This is a genomic window from Azospirillum sp. BE72 (assembly GCF_031455875.1).
In the GTDB taxonomy this organism is placed as follows: domain Bacteria; phylum Pseudomonadota; class Alphaproteobacteria; order Azospirillales; family Azospirillaceae; genus Azospirillum.
The window spans coordinates 1,081,298-1,101,657 of record NZ_JAVDTO010000002.1 but is presented as its reverse complement, the minus strand read 5'-3'; the positions used below and the strand labels follow the sequence as shown (position 1 = coordinate 1,101,657).

Genomic DNA, 20,360 nt, shown 5'->3' with positions numbered 1-20,360 from the left:
TTGCGGGCGCCCCCCTTCGTCAATGGGTGGAGGCCGCTCCCGCCACCGTCCCTACCACCGTCCCCGCCGCCGTCAGCGAGGCGATGGCGTCCACCGGACAGCTGCCGAGCGGGCGCAATTCCGGTTCCAGCGCCGCGAACATCGCGCGCACGCCGTCCTCGTTGACGTGCAGGGCGTCCATGAACAGCTCGTCCTTGTCCACCGCGCGGCGGGCGTCGATCACGGTCACGCCGGACGGCAGGCGGCTCTTCATCTCGGCGAAGAAAGCATCGAAATTCTTCAGCTTGCCGGCATAAGTCGGGAAGTAGGGGGTGATGACCACCGCCACCCGGGTGCCCTGCGCCTGGGCGCTACGGATGATGCGGTCCAGTGCCTGCCAGTTGGCGTCGGCGGCGGTCATCACCTCTTCCGGCGCGGCGGCGAGCTGGGCCTTCATCGGTTCGGGGATGGCGCCGACCAGCGTGCGGTCGGCGGCGGGCTTCAGCAGGCCGGCGATCAGCCGCATGGTCTGGTTGTTGTTGAAGGTCATCAGGTTGAAGGCGTGGTTGGCCATCCACAGTTCCCGGTTTTCCTGCCGGACGAAGGCGTCGATGCGCGGCGAGTAGTAGGCCAGCAGCGGCAGGTCGGCGAGGTCGTGCGGATTGTCGACCAGACCGGTCGGCTCCAGGATCAGCAGGCGCGGTGCGCCGTGCCGCTCAACGTAATCCTCCCACAGCAGGGCCGACAGCACGGTCGGCGCACCGCCCATGCCCAGGTTCAGCGCCCGGCCGCAGGTCATGTCCTGCAGGGTGGAGACCGGGAAATGGTTGTCCGCCCGCGAGTTGCCCAGCACCAGCACGTCGGCCGACCCGCGGGTGGGGCGGGCGGCCTGACCGGGGGCGGAGGCGAGGGCCGCCTTGACCATCAGGGCGCCCGGCGTCTCGTCCGTCGGCCCGTCCGGCTGCCTGTCGGGCTTGGCCGCCGGCAAATCCTGCGGCTCGACCGGACGGTAGATCGCCATGAAGCGGTCGCTGGAGCGTAGAAGCAGGTCGCCCAACGCCGAAGCCAGGACCCGGTCCATCGCCGTGACGGTGGCGAGGATCAGCGCGATGCAAGCCAGAAGGCGGTACATGGGAGGGTCTCCGTCCGGTCTTTAGAACTGGAAGTAGATGAAGGCGTGGTTGGCGAAGCTGCCGAACAGCAGCATCACCAGGATCAGGGCGGAGCAGGCCATCGACCGCGCCACCACGTTGGTCCCGGCATAGCGGCGGCCCGCGCCGCGTTCGATCAGCGCATCGACCATCAGCACGATCAGGCCGGCGACGGCGACGCGCAGCAGCGAACTGGCCTGGAGGTTGCCCTGCTGCAGCCCGAAATCGCCGTGGGCGATGATGCCGAGGATGGTCCAGACCGTCTGCAGACTGTCCGCACGGAAGGGCAGCCAGGTCAGGGTCACCACGATGAAGACGAGCCCGATCATCACCAGCCGCCCGGCGGCCAGCATCGGACCGCTGAGGCGCACCGGGCTGGCGGCGGCCAGCCGGCGCGCGCCGTCCTCCACCAGCATCAGCCCGCCATGCAGCGCCCCCCACAGGACGAAGGTCCAGTTGGCGCCGTGCCACAGGCCGGAGATCAGCATGGTGATGACGACGTTGCGGATGCGCAGCCAGCGCGTGCGGCTGCCGCCCATCGGCACATAGACGTAGTCGCGGAACCAGGTGGACAACGAGATGTGCCAGCGCCGCCAGAAGTCGCGCATCCCGGTGGCGAAGTAGGGCCGGGCGAAATTCTGGCACATGGTGTAGCCGAAGATCTGCGCCAGACCGATGGCGATCAGCGAATAGCCGGCGAAGTCGCCGTAGATCTGCAGCGAGAAGCAGAACAGGCCGATCACATGCTGGAGCGCGTTGAAGAACTCCGGCTGGTGGAAGCGGGCATCGACCACCACCGCCGCATTGTCGGCCAGCCCGATCTTCAGGAAATAGCCCCAGATCACCTTTTCCAGGCCGGCGAAGCGCTCCTCGAACGGGATGTCGCGCGGGCGCTGCTGGATTTGCGGCAGCAGGTCGCGCGCGCGGACGATCGGGCCGGCCACCAGCTGCGGGAAGAAGGCGACGAAGGTGGCATAGCGCATCAGCGACCGTTCCGGCTGCTTCACCTCGCCGGTGTAGAGATCGATGCCGTAGCTGAGATTCTGGAAGGTGTAGAAGGAGATGCCGACCGGAAGCAGGATGTCGAGCGTCCGCCGTCCGACGTCGATGCCAAGTGACGCGAGCGCGATCTCCGCGCTGTCCGCGAAGAAGTTGTAGTATTTGAAAAAGAACAGCATGCCCAGGTTGGCGCCCAGGCTGATGAACAGGTACAGCTTCTTGGTCTGGCGGTCGGGCGAATCGGCGATCTTCAAACCGCAGTAGAAGTCGATGAAGGTGCTGAGCGCCAGCAGCGCGCAGAACCGGTAATCCCAATAGCCGTAGAAGATGTAACTGGCCACCAGCAGGAAGGGCGTGAAGGCGCGCGTGCGCGCCAGCGCCATGAAACCGGCGCTGAACACGGTGATGAACAGCAGGAAGTTCAGGCTGGTGAAGCTCATCGTGCCCCCGGCAGAGATGCTCGCGCGTCCGCGCAACCGCGCAAGAAAGGCGAAGTTCGGAGCCGAAGATAACCACGATTTCGGGGATTTCCCGCCGCCGCGGTAGGGTTGTGCCCCCGGATATGGGACGTACTCTGAAATGAGCCGGGCGGATGATTCCAAACGGTTAGGACCGCCAAGCCGGGACTGGGCCATACACGAAAGTGGCAAGCCCTCGCCGATGGCGGAGCCCGGTTGGGACTATCCCCGCCTGCTTCGCGGTCATTAAGGGGGTGCAAGCCGGGGAACGAGCCGCTACATATGCAGCCGACAAACCCTTCAACTCTGGCTGACGAGGAGGCACCGCCATGCGGGCCGAGATCGAAGCGGCCGCCGGCGAGATCAGAGAATCGCTGGCGCTGCTGAGGAGGCATCTTTGACTGGGACAATGCACTGCGGCGTCTCGACGAACTGAACAACCTCGCCGAGGACCCCAAGCTTTGGGACGATCCCTCGCGAGCCCAGACCATCATGCGCGAGCGTACCCAGCTGGAGGCTTCGGTTTCCGGCTACCGGTCGCTGGAGCGCGACCTGTCCGACAGCCTGGAACTGATCGAGATGGGCGAGGCGGAGGGTGACGCCACCGTCGTCGCCGATGCGGAGGCACAGCTCTACGGTCTGCGCGACCGCGCCAACAAACTGCAGATCGAAAGTCTGCTGTCGGGCGAGGCCGATGCCAACGACTGCTTCGTCGAGGTGAATGCCGGTGCCGGCGGCACGGAGGCCCAGGACTGGGCGCTGATGCTGATGCGCATGTACACCCGCTGGGCGGAACAGCACGGCTACAAGGCCGAATGGCTGGACGAGACGCCGGGCGAAGAGGCCGGGATCAAGTCCGCCACCGTGCAGATCAAGGGTCACAACGCCTATGGTTGGCTGAAGACCGAGGCCGGCGTGCACCGTCTGGTGCGCATCAGCCCGTTCGACAGTCAGGCGCGGCGCCAGACCAGCTTCGCCGCCGTCTCGGTGTCTCCGGTGATCGACGACAAGATCGACATCGAGATCAACGAGAAGGACTGCCGCATCGACACCTACCGTGCGTCGGGCGCCGGCGGCCAGCACATCAACAAGACCGACTCGGCGGTGCGCATCACGCACATCCCGACGAACATCGTGGTGAGCTGCCAGCAGGAGCGCTCGCAGCACAAGAACCGCGCCAAGGCGTGGGACATGCTGCGTGCCCGCCTGTACGAGCGGGAGTTGAAGATCCGCGAGGATGCCGCGGCTGCGCTGGAAGCGACCAAGACCGACATCGGCTGGGGCCACCAGATCCGCTCCTATGTCCTGCATCCCTACCAGATGGTGAAGGATCTGCGGACGGACGTGGAGACCTCGCAGAGCCAAGCGGTGCTGGACGGTGCGCTCGATCCCTTCCTGGAGGCGGCGCTCGCCTCCCGGATCAAGGGGCAGAGCGACGACGCGCACGCCGCAGGCGGCTGACGGGATGGAACGCAGGAAAGGGCGGTCGCTTGCGGCCGCCCTTTTCGATTCGGTGCCTTTTCGGAATTGCCGATCTGGAATGGAAGGCTAGGCTCGGCTGTTTCAACAGGCAGCCACTCCAACGATCAGGAGCACCCGATCCATGACCAGACGTCTTCTCCCGGCGCTCGGCAGCGCCATACTGTGCGGCACCCTGCTGCTGGCGACCCCGGCCTTTGCCGCCTGCGAAACGGACAATCTGCCGGACGAGATGCGTCTGGCCTTCATCTCCGGCGCGCAGGAGGCGCTGAACGAGCACGGCTTCAATGCCGGGCCGGTTGACGGCAAGATGGGATCGCGCACCCGCACGGCGATCCGCTCCTACCAGCGTGCCGCGAAGCTGCCGGTGGACGGCTGCGCCACCCAGGGGCTTCTCGATCACCTGAACTTCAGCCAGCCGAAGATCTACGGTCCGAACAAGCCTCGCTGACCTGGCTTTATGACTTCAGGCCAGCATGTCGAGCAGCCGCCGGCTGTTCTCCTGCGTCGCTTGCAGGACCTTTGCGTTCGCGGCGAAATCCACCTGGGCGGAGGTCAGGTCGAGGACCACCGCCGGGTCAAGGTTGCCTGCGGCGATCTGCGCCGAGGCCGCTTCGGTGCGGGCCTGGGCGTCCTGCACGCCGTCGAGCGCGCTGGCCTGTGGCCGGTAGGGCGTGGCGGAGGTGGCCGATCCGATATCCATGGCAGGCTGTCCGGCTGGTTGAGCGGGCAGGATAGGGCAGCGGGGGTTTAGGGTTGGTGAATGGGCAAAAGGCATTGCAAAGTTAGACCCCCACCTATCCTCCCCCGCTGAGCGGGGGAGGATAGGTGGGCGCAATACCATTTCAGATATCACCCCTCCGCAAGCCAGTCCGCCAGCCGCCCCAGAAAGGCCGCGGCCTCCACCGGATCGCGCAGGCTCCAGGTCGCCGCGGTCTCGGCCGCGCCGTCCATCACCCGGATGCCGATCCCGCGCCCTGCCAGCGCGCGGAAGGCGTCCTCGTCGGTCTCGTCGTCGCCGAGATAGATCGGCACGGTGCCGTCCCCCTCCAGCCCGAGCGTCTCCAGCAGGGCGAGGACGGCGCGGCCCTTGTCCCAGGGAAGGTTGGGGCGAAGCTCGAACAGCTCCTTGCCGCCGGTCACGCGCAGCCGCGCCTGCTCCTGCGCCACGGCGCGGACGGTGCCCGCCACCACGGGCTTTTCGGGCGGAGCGACCTGGCGGGTGTGGATGGCGATGGCGAAGCGCTTGCGCTCCACCAGTGCGCCGGAGATCCCGCCCAGGCGGTCGTGCAGAATCCGTTCGGCGGCGTCGAGGTCGGGGACATACTCGACCCCGACCTGCCGGCGCAGGGCCGGTCCGCGCAGGTCGAAACCGTGGCTGCCCGCATAGACCAGATCGTCCAGGGCCACCATCGCCGCCAGATCGTCCAGGTCGCGGCCGCTGACGAAGGCGACCGGGCACAGGGCCGACAGCCGCCGCACCACCGCGCGCGCCTCCTCCGGCATCACCGCCAGTTCCGGCCGTGGCGCGATGGCGGCGAGCGTGCCGTCGTAATCGAGGAACAGGGCTGGGATGCGGTCGCCGATGGCCGCGGTGAAGGCGTCGAATTCCGAGAATGCTGAGGGTGGGACGTGGGTCAAGGGACAAACCTCGCGCCGCTGCCTGAGGGATGCGGCGGCAGACCAGGGGCCGGCGCGCCACTGCTGTGGTAACGGCCGGAACCGATGAGTGGCTTGTGCTCCGGCAAAAGGACCGGCTGAATGTGGCCGATCTGCAACACGCCCCTCTAAAAGCTTCGGCCCCGCGCAGGGGCCGGCTTTGGGGGTTGCGGTGCCCCCGGGTTCTGTTAGTGTTGCAGTGCAGCAAGCGATTGCTGCTTCGCCCTTCTTGGGCGTTTCCTCCCTAAACTCAAGGCCGCTGTATTCAGCGGCCTTTTTCTTGCCAGAAAGCCCCCTGGTAAGGCAACCCCTGACAAAAGTCATAGCGCTGCGATTTGCTTGGGAAATCGACCGGCGAATGGTGGGTGTCATGGGCTTTTTTGAAGCGCAGGGTGAACTCCTGCCTCCCACCGCTTTATCGTGCGGGACATCGCTGGGCTCCAGAAAACCATTTGAACGCAATGCATTGCAGAATGCGGCGCCCGTGCATGCGATGATGGAGACACCGGCGTCCAAGGGCGCGGCGGGTTGGGAGAGGGGCCGAAGCGGCACCGCGGGACGTTGCCGGGGCTGAGAATTTTCCCTGCTTTTTTCTGCAGGTTGCCGTCTTTGCTGCGGTACGGGGGGTGAAAAACCGCCGCAGGCGCACGGAAGCACTGCACCCGCGTCGCGAACTGTCGTATAGAATTTGACGACACGCCCATCCGCCGCAATCCACAGGAGCCGTTCCCATGGACATCGCCATCATGGTCCTCGCCGTCGTCTTTTTCTTCTGGCAGACCATTTCCGACTGAGTCGGCTTCGACGCGACCGGCTGAACAGCTCGGCGAGCGAAAAGTCGGCAATCGAAAAAAGGGCGGTCCCGGCGGGCCGCCTTTTTTCATGTGGCTCGGAAAAATGGGTTCGAACCCGACTGCCGCCTCAGTCAGCGGCGATGGGCGGCTCCAGCCGGGAATGGGCCGAGGCGATCAGTTGCAGCGTCTCCATGATCGAGCCGATGGCCTCATGCAGATCGGCCTGCTCGTCGCCGGGCAGCGTGGCAAGCACCGCCTCCAACTCCACCGCTGCGTCCTGCAGGCTGGCGCAGGCATGTTCCAGGTGGCGGCTGGTGCCCTGGCCAACGCCGGGATCATTTGCAAAATGCAAACGCGCCGCCGGTTTCCCGGCCCGCGTCGCGTTCCGGTTTGCAAAATGCAAATGGACGCCGTTCCCCGTGGCCCGCGTCCCCAATTTCTTCCGCATCATGGGCGTATCCCCGTTCGGTCTGAACGGGGAATGCGCAAGTCCCGTGCCACTGCGTGACCGTTGGTTGCGGCCAATCTCGCAAAAATGGCCCCGCAAAAATGGCCCCGCAAAAATGGAGAGTCCTATTCCGGCCACAGGCGGGCAGCGCCGCGCATGCCGCTTTCCCCGCCATGGCGGGCGACGGCCATCCGGGTCCGCGGCGCAGCGGCCAATGCCCAGCTGCCCCAGCGCCGCGTCACCGATCCGCACAGGCCGGGCAGGGCGGACAGGCCGCCGCCGACCACCACCATGTCGGGATCCAGCAGGTTCAGAACCGGGGCCAGCGCGCGGGCCAGCGCATCGGCATGGCGTGTCAGCGTCGCGGCTGCGGCCGGATCACCCGCCAGGGCGCGGGCGGCGATCTCTTGTGGGTCCGCCGCATTGCCGGTGCCATCGTCCCCGGTCAGATGCCGGTGCAGGCGCGATAGTCCGGCTCCGCACAGCACGGTCTCCAGGCATCCGGTCTTGCCGCAGCCGCAGGGCACCGGCGGGCCGTCGGCCTCCTCGCGCCAGGGTAGGGGGGCATGGCCCCATTCGCCGGCCAGCCCGTTGGCGCCCGGCAGGATGCGCCCATCCACCACGATGCCGCCGCCGACGCCGGTGCCCAGGATGACCCCGAATACCACCGCCGACCCGACCGCGGCGCCGTCCGTCGCCTCCGACAGGGTGAAGCAGTTGGCGTCGTTGGCGATCCGCACCGGGCGGCCGATCCGCCGCGCGGCGTCTTCGGCGAAGGGACGGCCGGCGAGCCAGGGCAGGTTCACCGCGCGCACCATGCCGGCGGCGGGATCGACGATGCCGGGCAGGCTGATGCCGACGCCGCCCGTGCCGAACGGGTCGAGTGCCGCCACAGTCTCCGCCAGGGCGTCGAGCGTGGCGTCGTAATCGCGGGGGGTGGGGCGGCGGTGGCGGGCCAGTTCCGCGCCGTCCGCGCCGAGCGCCACTGCGGCGATCTTGGTGCCGCCCAAATCGATTCCGACTCGCATGCCTGTCGCCGTCCAGATGGGGATTCAGCCGAGGATTTCGGGGGCAACCCTATACCCCTCCCCCGTCCGGCGGACCAGCGGCGCGTTCGTGCCGGAAGGGTCAGTCCACCCACCCCGGAAGAGAGGGGGCTACCGCCCTTTGCTCTGTCGGGGCTTGGGGGGCGCATCACTAGAGTCACACAAGCGCTTCCTTCACTGATCGGCGTCTTGAGATGTCCATGGACCGTTCTGCCCCGAAACACACTTCGCGCGCCCGGCGCGCCGCTCCGGGCCACCACGATCCCGTTCACGATTCCGCCGGTGCCGCGGCATCGGCTGCCGAAATCCGTGATGGACTGGTATTGGCCTTCCTGGCCCGCAAGAGGCTTCTGGTGCTGGTCGGCGATGCCGGGTCGGGCCGTCCCGCCCTGTTCCGGCAACTGGTGGAGCATGTGGAGGCCGATGGCGCCATGGCGCTGCCGGTCACGGCCTCGGTCGGTGCCGAGGTGGAGGATCTGGTCGCCGCCGCCGGCGCCGGGGCGCTGCCCGATCTGGCGCCGGGCGGGGATGGCGAGGGCGATTTCGACGCGCTGATCGCCGCGCTGGAAGAGCGGCTGGAATTGGCCGGATCCGGCTTGCTGGCGGTCGACAACGCCACCGTGCTCGCCCCGCCGGTGCTGGCCGATCTGGTCGACCTGACGCGGGCCGAGACGCCGGCCGGCCGATTCCTCCAGGTTCTCCTCTGTGGAACGCCCGAGCTGGAAGGGACGCTGGCGCGCGCCGGGCTGGCCGATGAGCTGCGCGACATGGGCGTGATCTACCGGATGGCGCCGGGCGGCGGTCTGCCCGACGAGTTGCCGTCGATGTCCGCTGTGCAGACCGCGCCGCGTCCGGCGCCGATGCTGGCGGTTCCGCCCCAGGTGCAGGAGGCCGATCCGGGCTGGGTGGATCGCCGCAGCCCGCATCAGGCCCCGCAGCCGGCCCCGGCCCAGCCCGCCGCCACGCCGGCGAACGATTGGCCGAGGGACGGTTGGGCGGGAGACGGCAATTCGGGAGACTATGACTGGAGCGACCGCGGTCCCGACCCGATGGCCGCAAGGGGAATGCAGGCCGGAGCCATACCGGCGGACGCCATGCCCGTCGGGGCCATGCGGGCGCCGCGCCGGACCGGGCTTTATGCCGGTGCGGCACTGACCACGCTGGTGCTGCTGGGTGCCGCCGGTGCGGCCATCGCCACCGCCGTTCCCGGCGCCTCCCCCGACCGCGCTCTGGCGATGATCGAGGAGGGCTGGAGCCGGGCGCGCGATGCGGTGGAGCGTACGGTGCAGGGGCTGATCGGCAACGATGTTCCGCCTGCCGGCGGTCAGCATGCTGCCGCAGACCTGCCGCCGGTTGCACCATCCGCGCCGCCGCCGTCCGCCCAGCCGTCCGCCCAGCCGTCCGTGGCGCCCGGTGTCCAGGCCGGGCAAGGCAATGCCGCGCTCCCGGCCGCACCGCCGCCGGCCGGCACCCTGACGGTGACGAAGCAGGCCGCAGCCCAGCCGTCGCCGTCCGCTCCGGCTCAAACCGCTCCGGTGCAGACGGCAGCCTTGCCGCCGGCCCAATCCCAGGTGCCGGCCGCCGCACCCGTCGCTGCCGCCCCGGCAGTGCCCGCCGCGGGCAATGCAGAAGCGGCACCGGGTGCCGCCTCGCTGCCGCCGCTGGAAGAGCCTTCCGCCACGCCGATTCCACCGGTGCCGCAGTCGGCTGTCCCCGATGCGGAGATCGCGCAGCGCGTGCGCATGATGGTCGATCAGGCCCGCCGCCAGATCGCCGGCAAGCGCCTGACCACCCCGCCCGGCGACAATGCCTATGAGACGGTTCAGCGCATCCGCCAGATCGCACCGGCGTCGCCGGAGGCGACCGAACTGCTGACCACCATGGAGGACACCTATCGCCGCTGGGCGATGTTGGCCGAGCGGGACGGCGACTGGTCGGAAACCAAGCGCTTCTACGAACGGGCGCAGATGCTTTCGCCCAACAGCCCGGACCTTGTGGAACGGATCCGGGCGGCGAGCGAGCAGCGCGCCTATACCGGTCCGGCCATGGGCGGTTCCGGAACGGCGGGCGGAAGCACGGCTGTGCCGGTGAAGGCCACACCGGGCCTGCAGGATCGCGAATCGGTGCTGGCCCTGCTGCGCAATCCGGCGGAGCTGTCGCGCACGCTGCAGGGCGGCGCCAGCCCCGACAGCCGGCTCGACAGCGGCAAGACCCTGCTGATGGTCGCGGCCGAACAGGGACTGACCGACGCGGTGCGCGTTCTGCTGGACCGGCGCGCCCGCAGCGACCTGCGCACCTCCGATGGGGCCACCGCCGTGATGTATGCCGCCTGGGGCGGCCATGACGCGGTCGTCCGGGCGCTGGCCGACGGCGGGGCGGACCTCGACACCACCAACAGCGACGGCAAGACGGCGTTGATGGCCGCCGCCGCCCGTGGTCACCAGGAGGTGGCGCGCACGCTGATCCAGCGCGGGGTGATGGTGGACCGCACCACCGCCTATGGCTGGTCGGCGCTGATGTATGCCGCCAACAACGGGCACGAGGCGGTGGCCAAGCTGCTGCTCGACCACGGCGCCAACCCGTACCGCATGGATGCCAACGGCAACTCCGCCCTGACGCTGGGCGCGCTGCAGGGACATGTCCAGGTGGTGGAGGCCCTCAAGCCGCGCTGATCAATTTCGCTCACACATGACACGGTCACTGGTCGAGGCGGACGGAGCCGCGCCACATCCCGGCGCTCTGTCCGCCATTGGCATACTGGAACACGCCAGGCCCATCCGGCTGGCCGTTGCTGAAACGCCCGGCGAAGCGGCTGCCGTCGGTGAAGGTCATCACGCCATAGCCGGACATCAGGTCGCCGGACCATTCGCCTTCATAGGTTTGTCCGTTGGCGAAGTGATAGACGCCCGCCCCTTGGCGGATCGGCCGCCCGAGACCCGATCCCGATGACGGCTGCGCCCACGTCCCCTCATAGCGGTCGCCGGCCGAGAAGCCATAGCTCCAATAGCGGCTGTCGGGTCGGCTGCGCGCCCGCTCCGCCGCCGTGCGGGCATCGCCCAGCGCGCGCATCGCCTGCTGCTGCGCCGCCACGGCCGGGCCGTCGGGTTCCGCGGATGCGGTGCCGGGCGGGGGAGTGGGGAAGCTGCGCGTCTCTTCCGTCCGGATCGGATCGGAACTGCCGGTGGCCGGCGGCTCGGCGGCGGGATCGCCCAAGGACGGGCCGGCCTCCACGGTCCCGCGGGAACGGGCGGCCAGCGGCGACGGGTCGGCCCAGCGGGCGGCCAGGGTCCCGGCGGTGACGTAGCCGTTCCGCCCGGCCGAATCCCGCACGCGCAGCCAACTGCCTTCCGGCACCGCTTCCAGCACCGTCACCACGGTGCCGGCCGGCAGCTGCGCGATGCCGCGGGCACCCACCGCCGGGCGGTCGAACAGCACGCCGGACTTGGCCATCTCATACTCGCCCGGCGGCAGGCTGGGGGTGGTCACCGCCGGAAGCTCTTTTGGCGGCGGTTCCTTCTTCGCCTGGGTGGACTGATCCTGGGGCGGCGCGTCGGGAAATGGGGCGGCCGGCGGTTTCGGCGCTGCTGCAACGGCCGGCACCAGGACCAGCGTGGTGCCCAGCCGGTCCTGCAGCCAGGGCAGCTGGCGACCTTCGCTGCGTTCGGCGACGGAGCGCGCCACCTCGGCCAGCGAATCGCGGAAGGTGACGCCGGGCTTGGTCATCTCGCGGGCCAGCGCGGTGGTGAAGGGGGCCGCCCCCCTGGCAGATTGAGCCGGCACCGGCGGCACACCGGGACGGTGGGCATAGACGACGAAAAGGCCGTCCGCTTCCATCGGCGTTCCCAGCGCGCCGCCGCCGACCCGCTGGGCCAGCGCGTCGGCCGTGCCCGGGTCGATCACCACCACCGCCTTGCGCCCGCTGTCCCGCAGGTCACCCAGCACCGTGTCGAGGTCCAGCGCCGTGCGCGGCAAATCCTCCGCCCCCGCAGGCGCGGCGTCGGCGGGCAGCAGATATTCCCGCTCCCCGAGCCCGACGGCGAGGCCGGTGTAGTAGACGAAGCCCAGATCGGCGCCGGACAATGCCTCGCGGAATCGCTCCAGTGCCGACTCCATCGCCACCCGCCCGACATTTTCGGCCCGGGTCACCGCAAAGCCGGCCTTGCGCAGCGCGGACACCATTGCCCCCGCATTGGCGGCGGCCTGTTCCGACCGGCTGTCGAGCCCGCTGTAGCGTCCGTTGTCGATGACCAGCGCCACCCGCTTTCCGCTGTCGGCCGCGGTCGCGCCGAAGGGCAGGGCAGCCAGCAGCGCCGCGGTGAGGACGGTCCCCGCAAGGGTCCGTCTCCATGGCCGGGTGGTGGGGAATGCGGCGCTGCGCGGCCGGGCAATCATGGTCAAGGCGTTCCGTCCTCCGTCTTCGCGGCGGCCTCCCGCAGGGCACGACCATTTGTGCCGCCGCCCTGCCGGGCTGCGTACCGCCGCCGGGAGCATAGCCTTTTCCGCCGCTCCGGGGCCCCGCTCTTTCGGGGCGTCGGGCGATGGCCGCATTACCCCGCGCGGAGGACTGCCCCGTGCCTCGGCGGCGTTGCGGGTCCTGATGCAACTCGCCGGACAAGCTCGCCGCAGGCGCGAGGTATCGCTTTCCCTTCGCCGCGAAGCCGCCTATATGACGCTCCTTCGCAGACAACGAGGTTCGCCATGCCGCCCGCAAAGCCGTCCGCCGTCCGGATGTCCGACACCGAAATCGCCCGCGTGCAGATGTACCTGCGCAAGACGCTGGGCAATCAGAAGATCGTGATCGAGCCGCCGGCCAAGGCCGGTCAGTCGGCCGAGGTGACGGTGGATGGCGAGTTCTTCGGCACGCTGAACCGTGACGAGGACGAGGGCGAGATCTCCTATGCCCTGAACGTCGTCATCCTGGAAGAGGATCTGCCGGAGCCGCCGGCCATCCCGCGCCGCTGATCGCCGGCCTCTTCCCCGACGTTCTCCTGACGCCCTAGCGGCTGTGAGCGCGAAGCTCCGCCGCCAGGGCGGCCAGCAGGGTCTGCCCGCCCGACAAGGTCAGCCCGCGCACCAGCACGATCGCCTTGTGCCCGCCGCGCCGGTGCATGACCAGCCGCACGTTGCGGCTGCCGGCGGCCTTGAGCTCGGCCTTGACCGCGTCGTTGGGCGCCACGTCGCCGGCGACCAGCTTCAATTCCGCCTTGTGCCCGTAATCGTGCGCCGGATCGATCCAGGCGACGAACAGCGGCTTGCCGCCGACCATCGGATAGAGCGCCAGATCCCGGATCGTCTCATGCGGATGGATGCGGGCACCGTCCACCGTCAGTCCGCGCGCCGTCACGCCCAGCCGCACCGCGCGACGCTGCACCGTCTCCGTCAGCGTCACCACCCACAGCAGTAGCACCGGCGCCGCACAGAAGACGGCAAGCCACTGCAGCATGTCGGACAACTGCTCCGGCGCTAACCCGGCTCCGGCGACGAAGCCCGTCGCCAGCAGCCCGGCGATCAGCAGATAGCGTGTGCGGATCACCGGGGTCAGCACCGGTCTCGCCACGAAGACGGCACCGGCCGCGCCGTCCTCGCGGGTGATTTCCAGGCTGGGCGGTGGCTTGGCGGCTGGCATATCGGCTGGATCGGAGCAGGGAAAGGGGCGTGATCCTGTTCCGGCGGCATGTCGGCCGTCCAGTTCTTTCGCGTATCGTCCGGATCGGGTGTGTACCCGTGGAGCGTGCCGAAGGCGGGGTTGCTGTTCGCCGCTGCCTTGAAAATGGCGGGGGGCATGGTACTCTCTGGGACAGGAGGTGACGCGAGCCGCTTTCCTGAATGGCGGGACCGGTTTCCCGGCCCCGCCACGTCTGGCCTTTACCGATCCTGGTCCGTGTTGAAGCCCGCTTGGAACTCGAACTTCAGCTTGAACCAGAAGCGGCCGAGCCACTTCAGGAATTTTCTCACTCGCGTCACCTCCTCTCGGTTGCCGGCTGCGCATGGCGCGCGTCCGGTGGCGCGAGAATTCAGGGCATGCAATCGCATGCCAATCGCGGATCCTTGGCGAACTTGTCGTCAGGTTGCGGTTCGGCTCTGCTGCCTTAGCCACGCTCGGTTCAGCGCCGCTGGTGCTGCAACCGGGGCGGTGGTAGCGTGCACGTAGGCGTTTCCAGACCGACCCGCTCAGCCTGACCTGCCGCGAAGGATCGTCGTCCGTGACCTTCCCAAATCCGCTCGATGCCCAGGAGAAAGCCGCTCTCCTGCAAGGCTCGGAAATGTCCGTCGCGCCTGTGGTGGTGGAGGCGCGCAAGCTGTCGCTGGTCTATCCCACCGCCGACAAGCCGGTCATGGCATTGAGCGAGGTCGACCTGACCATCGCCAAAGGTGATTTCGTCTCGCTGATCGGTCCCAGCGGCTGCGGCAAGACCACGTTGCTGCGCGTGATCGCCGATCTGGAGCGGCCGACCTCCGGCCATATCGCCATCGAAGGCATGACGCCGGAGCAGGCGCGGCTGAAGCGGCTCTACGGCTATGTCTTCCAGGCCCCGGCGCTGTACCCGTGGCGCACGGTGGAGCGCAACGTGATGCTGCCGCTGGAAATCATGGGACTGTCCAAGGCCGAGCGGCAGCAGCGCGCCCGTGAACAGTTGGAGCGCGTTGGTCTGTCGGGGTTCGAGCGCAAGTTCCCCTGGCAGCTGTCCGGCGGCATGCAGCAGCGCGTCTCCATCGCCCGCGCTTTGGCCCTGCAGCCCGACCTGCTGCTGATGGACGAGCCGTTCGGTGCGCTGGACGAGATCACGCGCGACCATCTGAACCTGCATCTGACCCAGCTGTGGCGGGCGACCGGCAAGACCTGCGTCTTCGTCACCCATTCGATTGCCGAGGCGGTGTTCCTGTCCACCCGCATCGTGGTGATGAGCCCGCGGCCCGGCCGTATCCTGGACGTCATCGACTGCAACACCCTGCCGCGCGAGCGGACGCTGGACATCCGCGAGTCGCCGGAATTCGCCGCCATCGCCCACCGCGTGCGAGAGGGGCTGAAGGAAGGGCACAGCTACGATGATTAGCCGCGTGCTTCCCGTGACCGTGATGACGCTGCTCTTGCTGGCGGCGTGGTACATCGGGGCGGCGTGGCTGAACTGGCCGCAGGCGGCGGAGACGCTGGCCCGTGCCGGCAAGCCCGCCGGTTTCGTGGACGTGCTGACCCAGGCCTATGCGATGAAGCGGCCGATCCTGCCCACCCCCGATCAGGTGGCGGTGGAGTTGTGGACTTCCCTGACCGGCTATGCGCCGACCAGCCCGCGCAACCTGCTGTTCCACACCTGGGTGACGGCGGAAGCGGCGCTGACCGGGCTGGCGATGGGGCTGCTGCTGGGCATCCTGCTGGCCGCCGGAATCGTCTATACCCGGACGCTGGAGGCCAGCCTGCTGCCCTGGGTGATCGCATCGCAGACCATCCCGATCCTGGCCATCGCACCGATGATCGTCGTCATCCTCGGCAACATCGGGCTGACCGGGCTGCTGCCGAAGGCGGTGATCTGCATGTATCTGTGCTTCTTCCCGATCACGGTCGGCATGGTGAAGGGGCTGCGGTCGGCCGATCCGCTGTGGCTCGACCTGATGCGGACCTATTCGGCGAGCGGGATGCGCGCCTTCTGGTCGCTACGGCTGCCGGCTTCCATGCCGTTCCTGTTCGCCAGCCTCAAGGTGTCGGTCGCCATCAGCGTGGTCGGCGCCATCGTGGGCGAGCTTCCCACCGGCGGGCAGGCCGGGTTGGGGGCACGGCTGCTATCGGGATCCTATTACGGCCAGACCGTGCAGATCTGGGCGGCGCTGATCATGGCCTCGCTGCTGTCGGTGGCGCTGATCGCCGTCGTGCGCGGGCTGGAACTGGCCCTGCTGGGCCGGGCGGGGGTACGATGAGCACGCGCGCCGCCGATCCCTACCGCACCAGCCTGCGCACCGCCGCGGATTGGGGGCTGGTCGCCATAGCCGTGTTGACATTGGCCGCAGTCGCCCTGCCGGTGGGCGCGTTGGGCGGTGCCCCTGTCGGCTGGTTCGGCGGGCCGATGGGTGGGACGATGGCGCCGCTGTTCCTGATCGGGGTGGTGCTGGCGGTCGTCGCCGGCCGGTCCGCGCCGAAAGGGGTCTGGGGCGCCTGGGTCGAGTTGGGCGGCGTGGCGTTGGCGTGGTTGCTGCCGCTGCATCTGCTGAACGAGGGGATGGACCTGTCGGCCGGCTGGGGGCTGTGGCTGTTCCTGGTTGCGGCGACGCTGCTGCTGTGGCGGGTGATGGGGGTGCTGGCCGGCGTGCCGGGCTGGACCCGCTCGGTCGTCGTGCCCGGCCTGTTCGGGCTTGGCCTGCTGGTGGGGTGGGAGGTGCTGGTGCGCGGCTTTCAGGTGCCGGCCATCCTGCTGCCGCCGCCCAGCCGCATCGCGTCGGCGCTGGCCGTTCATGCGCCGGTGCTTTGGGACGATTTCCGGCAGACCGTGCTGACCTCCGTCCTGCGCGGCTATGTCATCGGCTGCGGCGCGGGGTTCCTGGTGGCAATCCTTGCCGACCGCGTGCCCTTTCTTGCCCGCGGGCTTCTGCCGCTCGGCAATCTCGCCAGTGCCATTCCGGTGGTCGGTATCGCGCCGATCATGGTGATGTGGTTCGGGTTCGACTGGCAGTCGAAGGCGGCGGTGATCGTCGTCATGACCTTCTTCCCGATGATGATCAACACGCTGGCGGGACTCGGCAATTCGGAGCGCATCCAGCTCGACCTGATGCGCAGCTACGGCGCCGGCTATGGCCGGACGCTGGTCAAGCTGCGTCTGCCGAATGCGCTTCCCTTTCTGTTCAACGGCTTGAAGATCAACTCCACCCTGGCGCTGATCGGTGCCATCGTGGCGGAGTTCTTCGGCACGCCGGTGGTCGGCATGGGTTTCCGCATCTCCACCGAGGTGGCGCGGATGAACCTGGACATCGTGTGGGCCACCATCGCGGTGGCGGCGCTGACCGGCTCCGGCCTCTATGGCGGCTTGGCGTTGCTGGAACGGGCGACGACGGCCTGGCATCCGTCGATGCGGCGGCGCTGACCGGCCCTGCGCAACCCCGCTGGCACGGCCATTGCTTTCGTCCCGCCATTCCGGCTGGCAGGGGAGGTGGGCATGGCCGACATCGTCGTTCTCAAGCATGTCCGCCTGACGCGGGCGCTTCTGGCAATCGAAATGGCTGCGGTGTCGCTGGACGGCGAACTGGCGGCTTTGCGCACCGCAGGCCAAGCGGGGCTGCTCGGCGACCATGCCGAGGAGGCCACGCTTCTGCGCACCTATGTCCGCACCTTGCGCGTCCTGTTGCAGGCGATGACCCCCGACGAGGTGGACGAGGCGGGGCTCGGCGAGCGCCATGCGCTGGCGGAGGCCGCGGTCGGCCGCTGTGCCGCGGCGTTGCGGGCGCTGGATTTGCCGGCGGGTTCCGGCCCGGTCAGCGGCATCGCCTGACGACTCGCTGTCGCGAAGCCGACAGCGCCTTGATGGCTTCCGGCCACTGCCATACTGCCGTATGGCTGGGATGCGGGGTGCCTTTCTCCTCTCCGCCGCCGGAACGCCGCGCTATAGTGGCAGGCCCAACGAACAGTCGGACCCCACCGACAATGGTGCAGGCATAAAAGGGCGCGATGAGGCTTCTCGTTTCCGATCTGACCCACCGCTATGACGATCTGACTGTCCTGGACGGCATCGACCTGACTCTGGCGGAGGGTGAAATCCTGGCCGTCATCGGCCCAAGCGGCTGTGGGAAATCGACGCTGCTCGGCATCGCCGGCGGCATCGTCGCCCCGACCTCCGGCAGCATCCGGGTGGAGGGGGAGGTGCCGGATGGTTGCCTGAACCCCATCACCTTCATCTTCCAGGATTTCGCCCTGCTGCCCTGGCGCACGGTGGAAGACAACATCGCCCTGGTGCTGGAGCATCACCCGCTCTCCACCGCCGAGCGGCGCGAGCGCATCGACAGCGGCCTGCGGCGCATGGGGCTGTCGGAGTTCCGCAAGGCTTTGCCCAAGCAGCTGTCCGGCGGCATGCGTCAGCGGGTCGGCATCGCCCGCGCGCTGGCCGTGCGCCCGGCGATGCTTCTGCTGGACGAGCCGCTGTCGGCACTGGACGCCCAGACGCGCGAGCTGCTGATGGACGATTTCCTGGAGCTGTGGCGGCGGGAGAAGACCACGGCCCTCTACGTCACCCACAATCTGGACGAGGCGCTGCGGCTGGCCGACCGTGTCTGCGTGCTGAGCCGCCGCCCCGGCCGCATCCGCGAACTGGTCACCATCGAGGAGCCGCGGGAGCGCCGGCAGGAGCCATCGGCCCAGGCCCATCTGGCCGAAGTGCGCGACCGCCTGTGGCACCTGATGAAGGCCGAAGCCCAGATGGCCGACCGGGAGATCGCCCGTGCCTGACAGCCTGAACCCGACTGCCGCGCCCATCACACCCGCAATGGGTCAGCCCGTCCGCTTCCGCGGCGGCGGCTTCACTGTGAAACGGCATCCGTGGGCGGCGCTGGCGGCCTTCGCCGTGTTGATCGCGGTTTGGGAGGGGGCGAGCCGTCTCGGCCTCGCCAGCCCGCTGTTCCTGCCGCCGCCGAGTGCGGTCGCCCATGCCCTGTCCGGCATGGTGACGGATGGATCGCTGTGGCTGAACCTGAAGGCGTCGCTGGCGCGCATCGCCGTCGGTTGGGTGCTGGGCACGGCAGGCGGCATGCTGGTCGGCTTTGCCATGGGCATCTTCTCCACCGCCCGCGCGGTCGGCGTGCCGCTGGTGTCGGCCTTCTTCCCGATCCCCAAGATCGCGCTGCTGCCGCTGTTCATTCTGTGGTTCGGCATCGGCGAACCGTCGAAGTTCGCCACCATCGGCTTTGGCGTCTTCTTCCCCACCGTCATCGCCACCTACAGCGCCATCGATTCGGTGCCGCGCAACCTGATCCGCATGGCGCAGAGCTTCGGCCTGCCCTGGCGGTCGATCCTGCGCTCCATCGTCCTGCCGGGTGCTCTGCCGGGCATCCTGGCCGGCTTCCGCATCACCGCTTCCATCGCGCTGATCCTGGTGGTCGCGGCGGAGATGATCGGCGCCGAATACGGCATCGGCGCCTTCGTGCTGATGGCCGGCAACCTGATGCAGACCGACACGCTGCTGGCCGGCGTGCTGGTCCTGTCGCTGCTGGGACTCGCCATCGGCACCGTGCTGTCGCAGCTTGAGCGGCGCCTGCTGAACTGGCGCTGACCGCTTCATCCAAAGAAACCTGAACATTCTTCGGGAGGAATTCCGTCCATGACCGCCGCCATGACCGTGGCCCGCCTCACCCGGCGCGCCCTGCTCGCCTCCGCCGGCGCGGCTTTCGCCGCCGGCACCCTGATGTCCGCCGCGCTGGCGCAGCCGCTGGAGAAGGCGACGGTGGGCGTGCTGGCGCTGTCCTCCTCCGGGCCGATCTTCATCGCCAAGGCGAAGGGCTATTTCGAGAAGGAAGGGCTGGACGTCGAGCTGAAGATGTTCACTTCGGCCCAGCAGGTCCCGGTCGCGGTGACCTCGGGCGACGCCGATTTCGGCGTCACCGGCCTGACCGCCGGCTTCTACAATCTCGCCTCCAAGGGGGCGGTCACCATCATTGCGGCGCAGAGCCGCGACGAGCCGGGCTTCCCGCTCAGTGCCTATGTGGCGACCAACGCCGCCTATGACGCCGGGCTGAAGGCGCCGGCCGACTTGAAGGGCAAGCGCATCGCCATCACCACCGTCGGCTCGACCTTCCACTACATGATCGGGCTGCTGGCGCAGAAGCACGGCTTCACGGTCAAGGACGTGACCATGGTGCCGTTGCAGGACGTGCCGAAGATGGTCGCCGCCTTCAAGGGCGGGCAGGTCGACGCCGTCATCGCGCCGTCCACCGTGTCGCGGCAGCTGGTGGCCGACGGCGCCGGCAAGATCCTGGGCTGGGTCGGCGACGAGACCCCCTGGCAGCTCGGCGCCCTGTTCACCGCGCCGAAGACGATGAAGGACCGCCGCCCGCTGGTGGAGAAGTTCGTCCGCGCCTACAAGACGGCGCTGGCCGAATACCATGCCGCCTTCAACGGCAAGGACGCCTCGGGCGCTCTGGTGAAGGGCCCCGGCTATGACGAGTTGCTGACCATCATTGCCGACGCCACCAAGCAGAAGCCGGAAATCGTCGCCGCCGGCCTGCCCTATGTCGATCCGCAGGCCCGTTTGCTGGTGGACGACATCGTCAATCAGGTGAAGTTCTGGCAGTCCGAGGGGCAGGTCGACAAGGCCCTGGACCCTAAATCGGTGATGGACCTCAGCGTCGCCGGGAAGTGAGGAACGGGGGAAGGGCGG

The 20,360-nt window shown here is 68.6% G+C and carries 19 protein-coding genes; 11 read left to right on the top strand and 8 right to left on the bottom strand.

All coding sequences use genetic code 11. From position 1 onward, the window contains the following. Positions 1-19: 19 nt before the first annotated feature. Both J2Y49_RS11295 and J2Y49_RS11290 read right to left on the bottom strand, forming a co-directional pair. Positions 20-1,111, bottom strand: a complete 1,092-nt coding sequence (locus J2Y49_RS11295; RefSeq protein ID WP_310114927.1) for a hypothetical protein — start codon at positions 1,109-1,111, stop codon at positions 20-22. A gap of 21 nt (positions 1,112-1,132) precedes the next feature. Further along, a complete protein-coding gene (locus J2Y49_RS11290) occupies positions 1,133-2,569 on the bottom strand; it encodes an MBOAT family O-acyltransferase (RefSeq protein ID WP_310114926.1) in 1,437 nt (478 codons plus the stop codon). 347 nt (positions 2,570-2,916) lie between these two features. Here J2Y49_RS11290 and prfB point away from each other — a divergent pair. Both prfB and J2Y49_RS11280 read left to right on the top strand, forming a co-directional pair. Continuing rightward, a protein-coding gene (gene prfB / locus J2Y49_RS11285; RefSeq protein WP_149225537.1) for a peptide chain release factor 2 occupies positions 2,917-4,048 on the top strand; the annotation gives its coding sequence in 2 pieces (ribosomal slippage) (positions 2,917-2,985 and positions 2,987-4,048; 1,131 coding nt in all). Positions 4,049-4,190: 142 nt separating this feature from the next. After that, complete coding sequence (locus tag J2Y49_RS11280; protein WP_310114925.1) at positions 4,191-4,517, top strand: peptidoglycan-binding domain-containing protein; 327 nt, start codon at positions 4,191-4,193, stop codon at positions 4,515-4,517. Positions 4,518-4,532: 15 nt separating this feature from the next. Here J2Y49_RS11280 and J2Y49_RS11275 read toward each other — a convergent pair whose 3' ends face one another. The 4 genes from J2Y49_RS11275 to J2Y49_RS11260 form a co-directional block, all read right to left on the bottom strand. Further along, positions 4,533-4,769, bottom strand: a complete 237-nt coding sequence (locus J2Y49_RS11275; protein WP_310114924.1) for a hypothetical protein — start codon at positions 4,767-4,769, stop codon at positions 4,533-4,535. Positions 4,770-4,918: 149 nt separating this feature from the next. After that, positions 4,919-5,707, bottom strand: a complete 789-nt coding sequence (gene otsB / locus J2Y49_RS11270; protein WP_310114923.1) for a trehalose-phosphatase — start codon at positions 5,705-5,707, stop codon at positions 4,919-4,921. Positions 5,708-6,646: 939 nt separating this feature from the next. Continuing rightward, positions 6,647-6,871: a hypothetical protein gene (locus J2Y49_RS11265; RefSeq protein ID WP_310114922.1), complete on the bottom strand. Its 225-nt coding sequence runs from the start codon at positions 6,869-6,871 to the stop codon at positions 6,647-6,649. A gap of 221 nt (positions 6,872-7,092) precedes the next feature. Beyond that, complete coding sequence (locus J2Y49_RS11260; protein ID WP_310114921.1) at positions 7,093-7,995, bottom strand: ROK family protein; 903 nt, start codon at positions 7,993-7,995, stop codon at positions 7,093-7,095. A gap of 218 nt (positions 7,996-8,213) precedes the next feature. Here J2Y49_RS11260 and J2Y49_RS11255 point away from each other — a divergent pair, with 218 nt between their 5' ends. After that, a complete protein-coding gene (locus J2Y49_RS11255; RefSeq protein ID WP_310114920.1) occupies positions 8,214-10,685 on the top strand; it encodes an ankyrin repeat domain-containing protein in 2,472 nt (823 codons plus the stop codon). A gap of 25 nt (positions 10,686-10,710) precedes the next feature. Here J2Y49_RS11255 and J2Y49_RS11250 read toward each other — a convergent pair whose 3' ends face one another. Then, on the bottom strand, positions 10,711-12,405 hold the full coding sequence (locus J2Y49_RS11250; protein WP_310114988.1) for a caspase family protein: 1,695 nt from the start codon (positions 12,403-12,405) through the stop codon (positions 10,711-10,713). A 306-nt stretch (positions 12,406-12,711) separates the two neighbouring features. Here J2Y49_RS11250 and J2Y49_RS11245 point away from each other — a divergent pair, with 306 nt between their 5' ends. Then, the gene (locus tag J2Y49_RS11245; RefSeq protein WP_014246850.1) at positions 12,712-12,975 is read left to right on the top strand and encodes a DUF3126 family protein; all 264 of its coding nucleotides are present in this window, start codon (positions 12,712-12,714) and stop codon (positions 12,973-12,975) included. A 34-nt stretch (positions 12,976-13,009) separates the two neighbouring features. On the opposite strand, the gene J2Y49_RS11240 is transcribed toward J2Y49_RS11245, so the two are convergent. After that, positions 13,010-13,639: a hypothetical protein gene (locus J2Y49_RS11240; RefSeq protein WP_310114919.1), complete on the bottom strand. Its 630-nt coding sequence runs from the start codon at positions 13,637-13,639 to the stop codon at positions 13,010-13,012. A gap of 637 nt (positions 13,640-14,276) precedes the next feature. Here J2Y49_RS11240 and J2Y49_RS11235 point away from each other — a divergent pair. The 7 genes from J2Y49_RS11235 to J2Y49_RS11205 all read left to right on the top strand — a co-directional run bounded on the left by J2Y49_RS11235 (position 14,277) and on the right by J2Y49_RS11205 (position 20,342). Then, the gene (locus J2Y49_RS11235; protein WP_310114987.1) at positions 14,277-15,068 is read left to right on the top strand and encodes an ABC transporter ATP-binding protein; all 792 of its coding nucleotides are present in this window, start codon (positions 14,277-14,279) and stop codon (positions 15,066-15,068) included. Then, positions 15,061-15,924 (top strand): ABC transporter permease subunit, encoded by an 864-nt coding sequence (locus J2Y49_RS11230; protein ID WP_310114918.1) that lies wholly within the window; start codon positions 15,061-15,063, stop codon positions 15,922-15,924. Before J2Y49_RS11235 ends, J2Y49_RS11230 begins: the two co-directional genes overlap by 8 nt. Then, positions 15,921-17,081 carry an ABC transporter permease gene (locus tag J2Y49_RS11225; RefSeq protein ID WP_310114917.1) on the top strand — a complete coding sequence of 387 codons (1,161 nt, stop codon included), beginning with the start codon at positions 15,921-15,923 and terminating at the stop codon, positions 17,079-17,081. The genes J2Y49_RS11230 and J2Y49_RS11225 overlap by 4 nt, the downstream gene beginning before the upstream one ends. A 72-nt stretch (positions 17,082-17,153) precedes the next feature. Beyond that, positions 17,154-17,486: a hypothetical protein gene (locus tag J2Y49_RS11220; protein WP_310114916.1), complete on the top strand. Its 333-nt coding sequence runs from the start codon at positions 17,154-17,156 to the stop codon at positions 17,484-17,486. Positions 17,487-17,662: 176 nt separating this feature from the next. Next, entirely contained in the window at positions 17,663-18,436 is a 774-nt protein-coding gene (locus tag J2Y49_RS11215; protein ID WP_310114915.1) for an ABC transporter ATP-binding protein, read from the top strand. Beyond that, positions 18,429-19,256, top strand: coding sequence for an ABC transporter permease (locus J2Y49_RS11210; RefSeq protein WP_409017821.1), 828 nt, complete (start codon positions 18,429-18,431; stop codon positions 19,254-19,256). The genes J2Y49_RS11215 and J2Y49_RS11210 overlap by 8 nt, the downstream gene beginning before the upstream one ends. 48 nt (positions 19,257-19,304) lie before the next feature. Next, on the top strand, positions 19,305-20,342 hold the full coding sequence (locus tag J2Y49_RS11205) for an ABC transporter substrate-binding protein (RefSeq protein WP_310114914.1): 1,038 nt from the start codon (positions 19,305-19,307) through the stop codon (positions 20,340-20,342). Positions 20,343-20,360 lie beyond the last annotated feature (18 nt).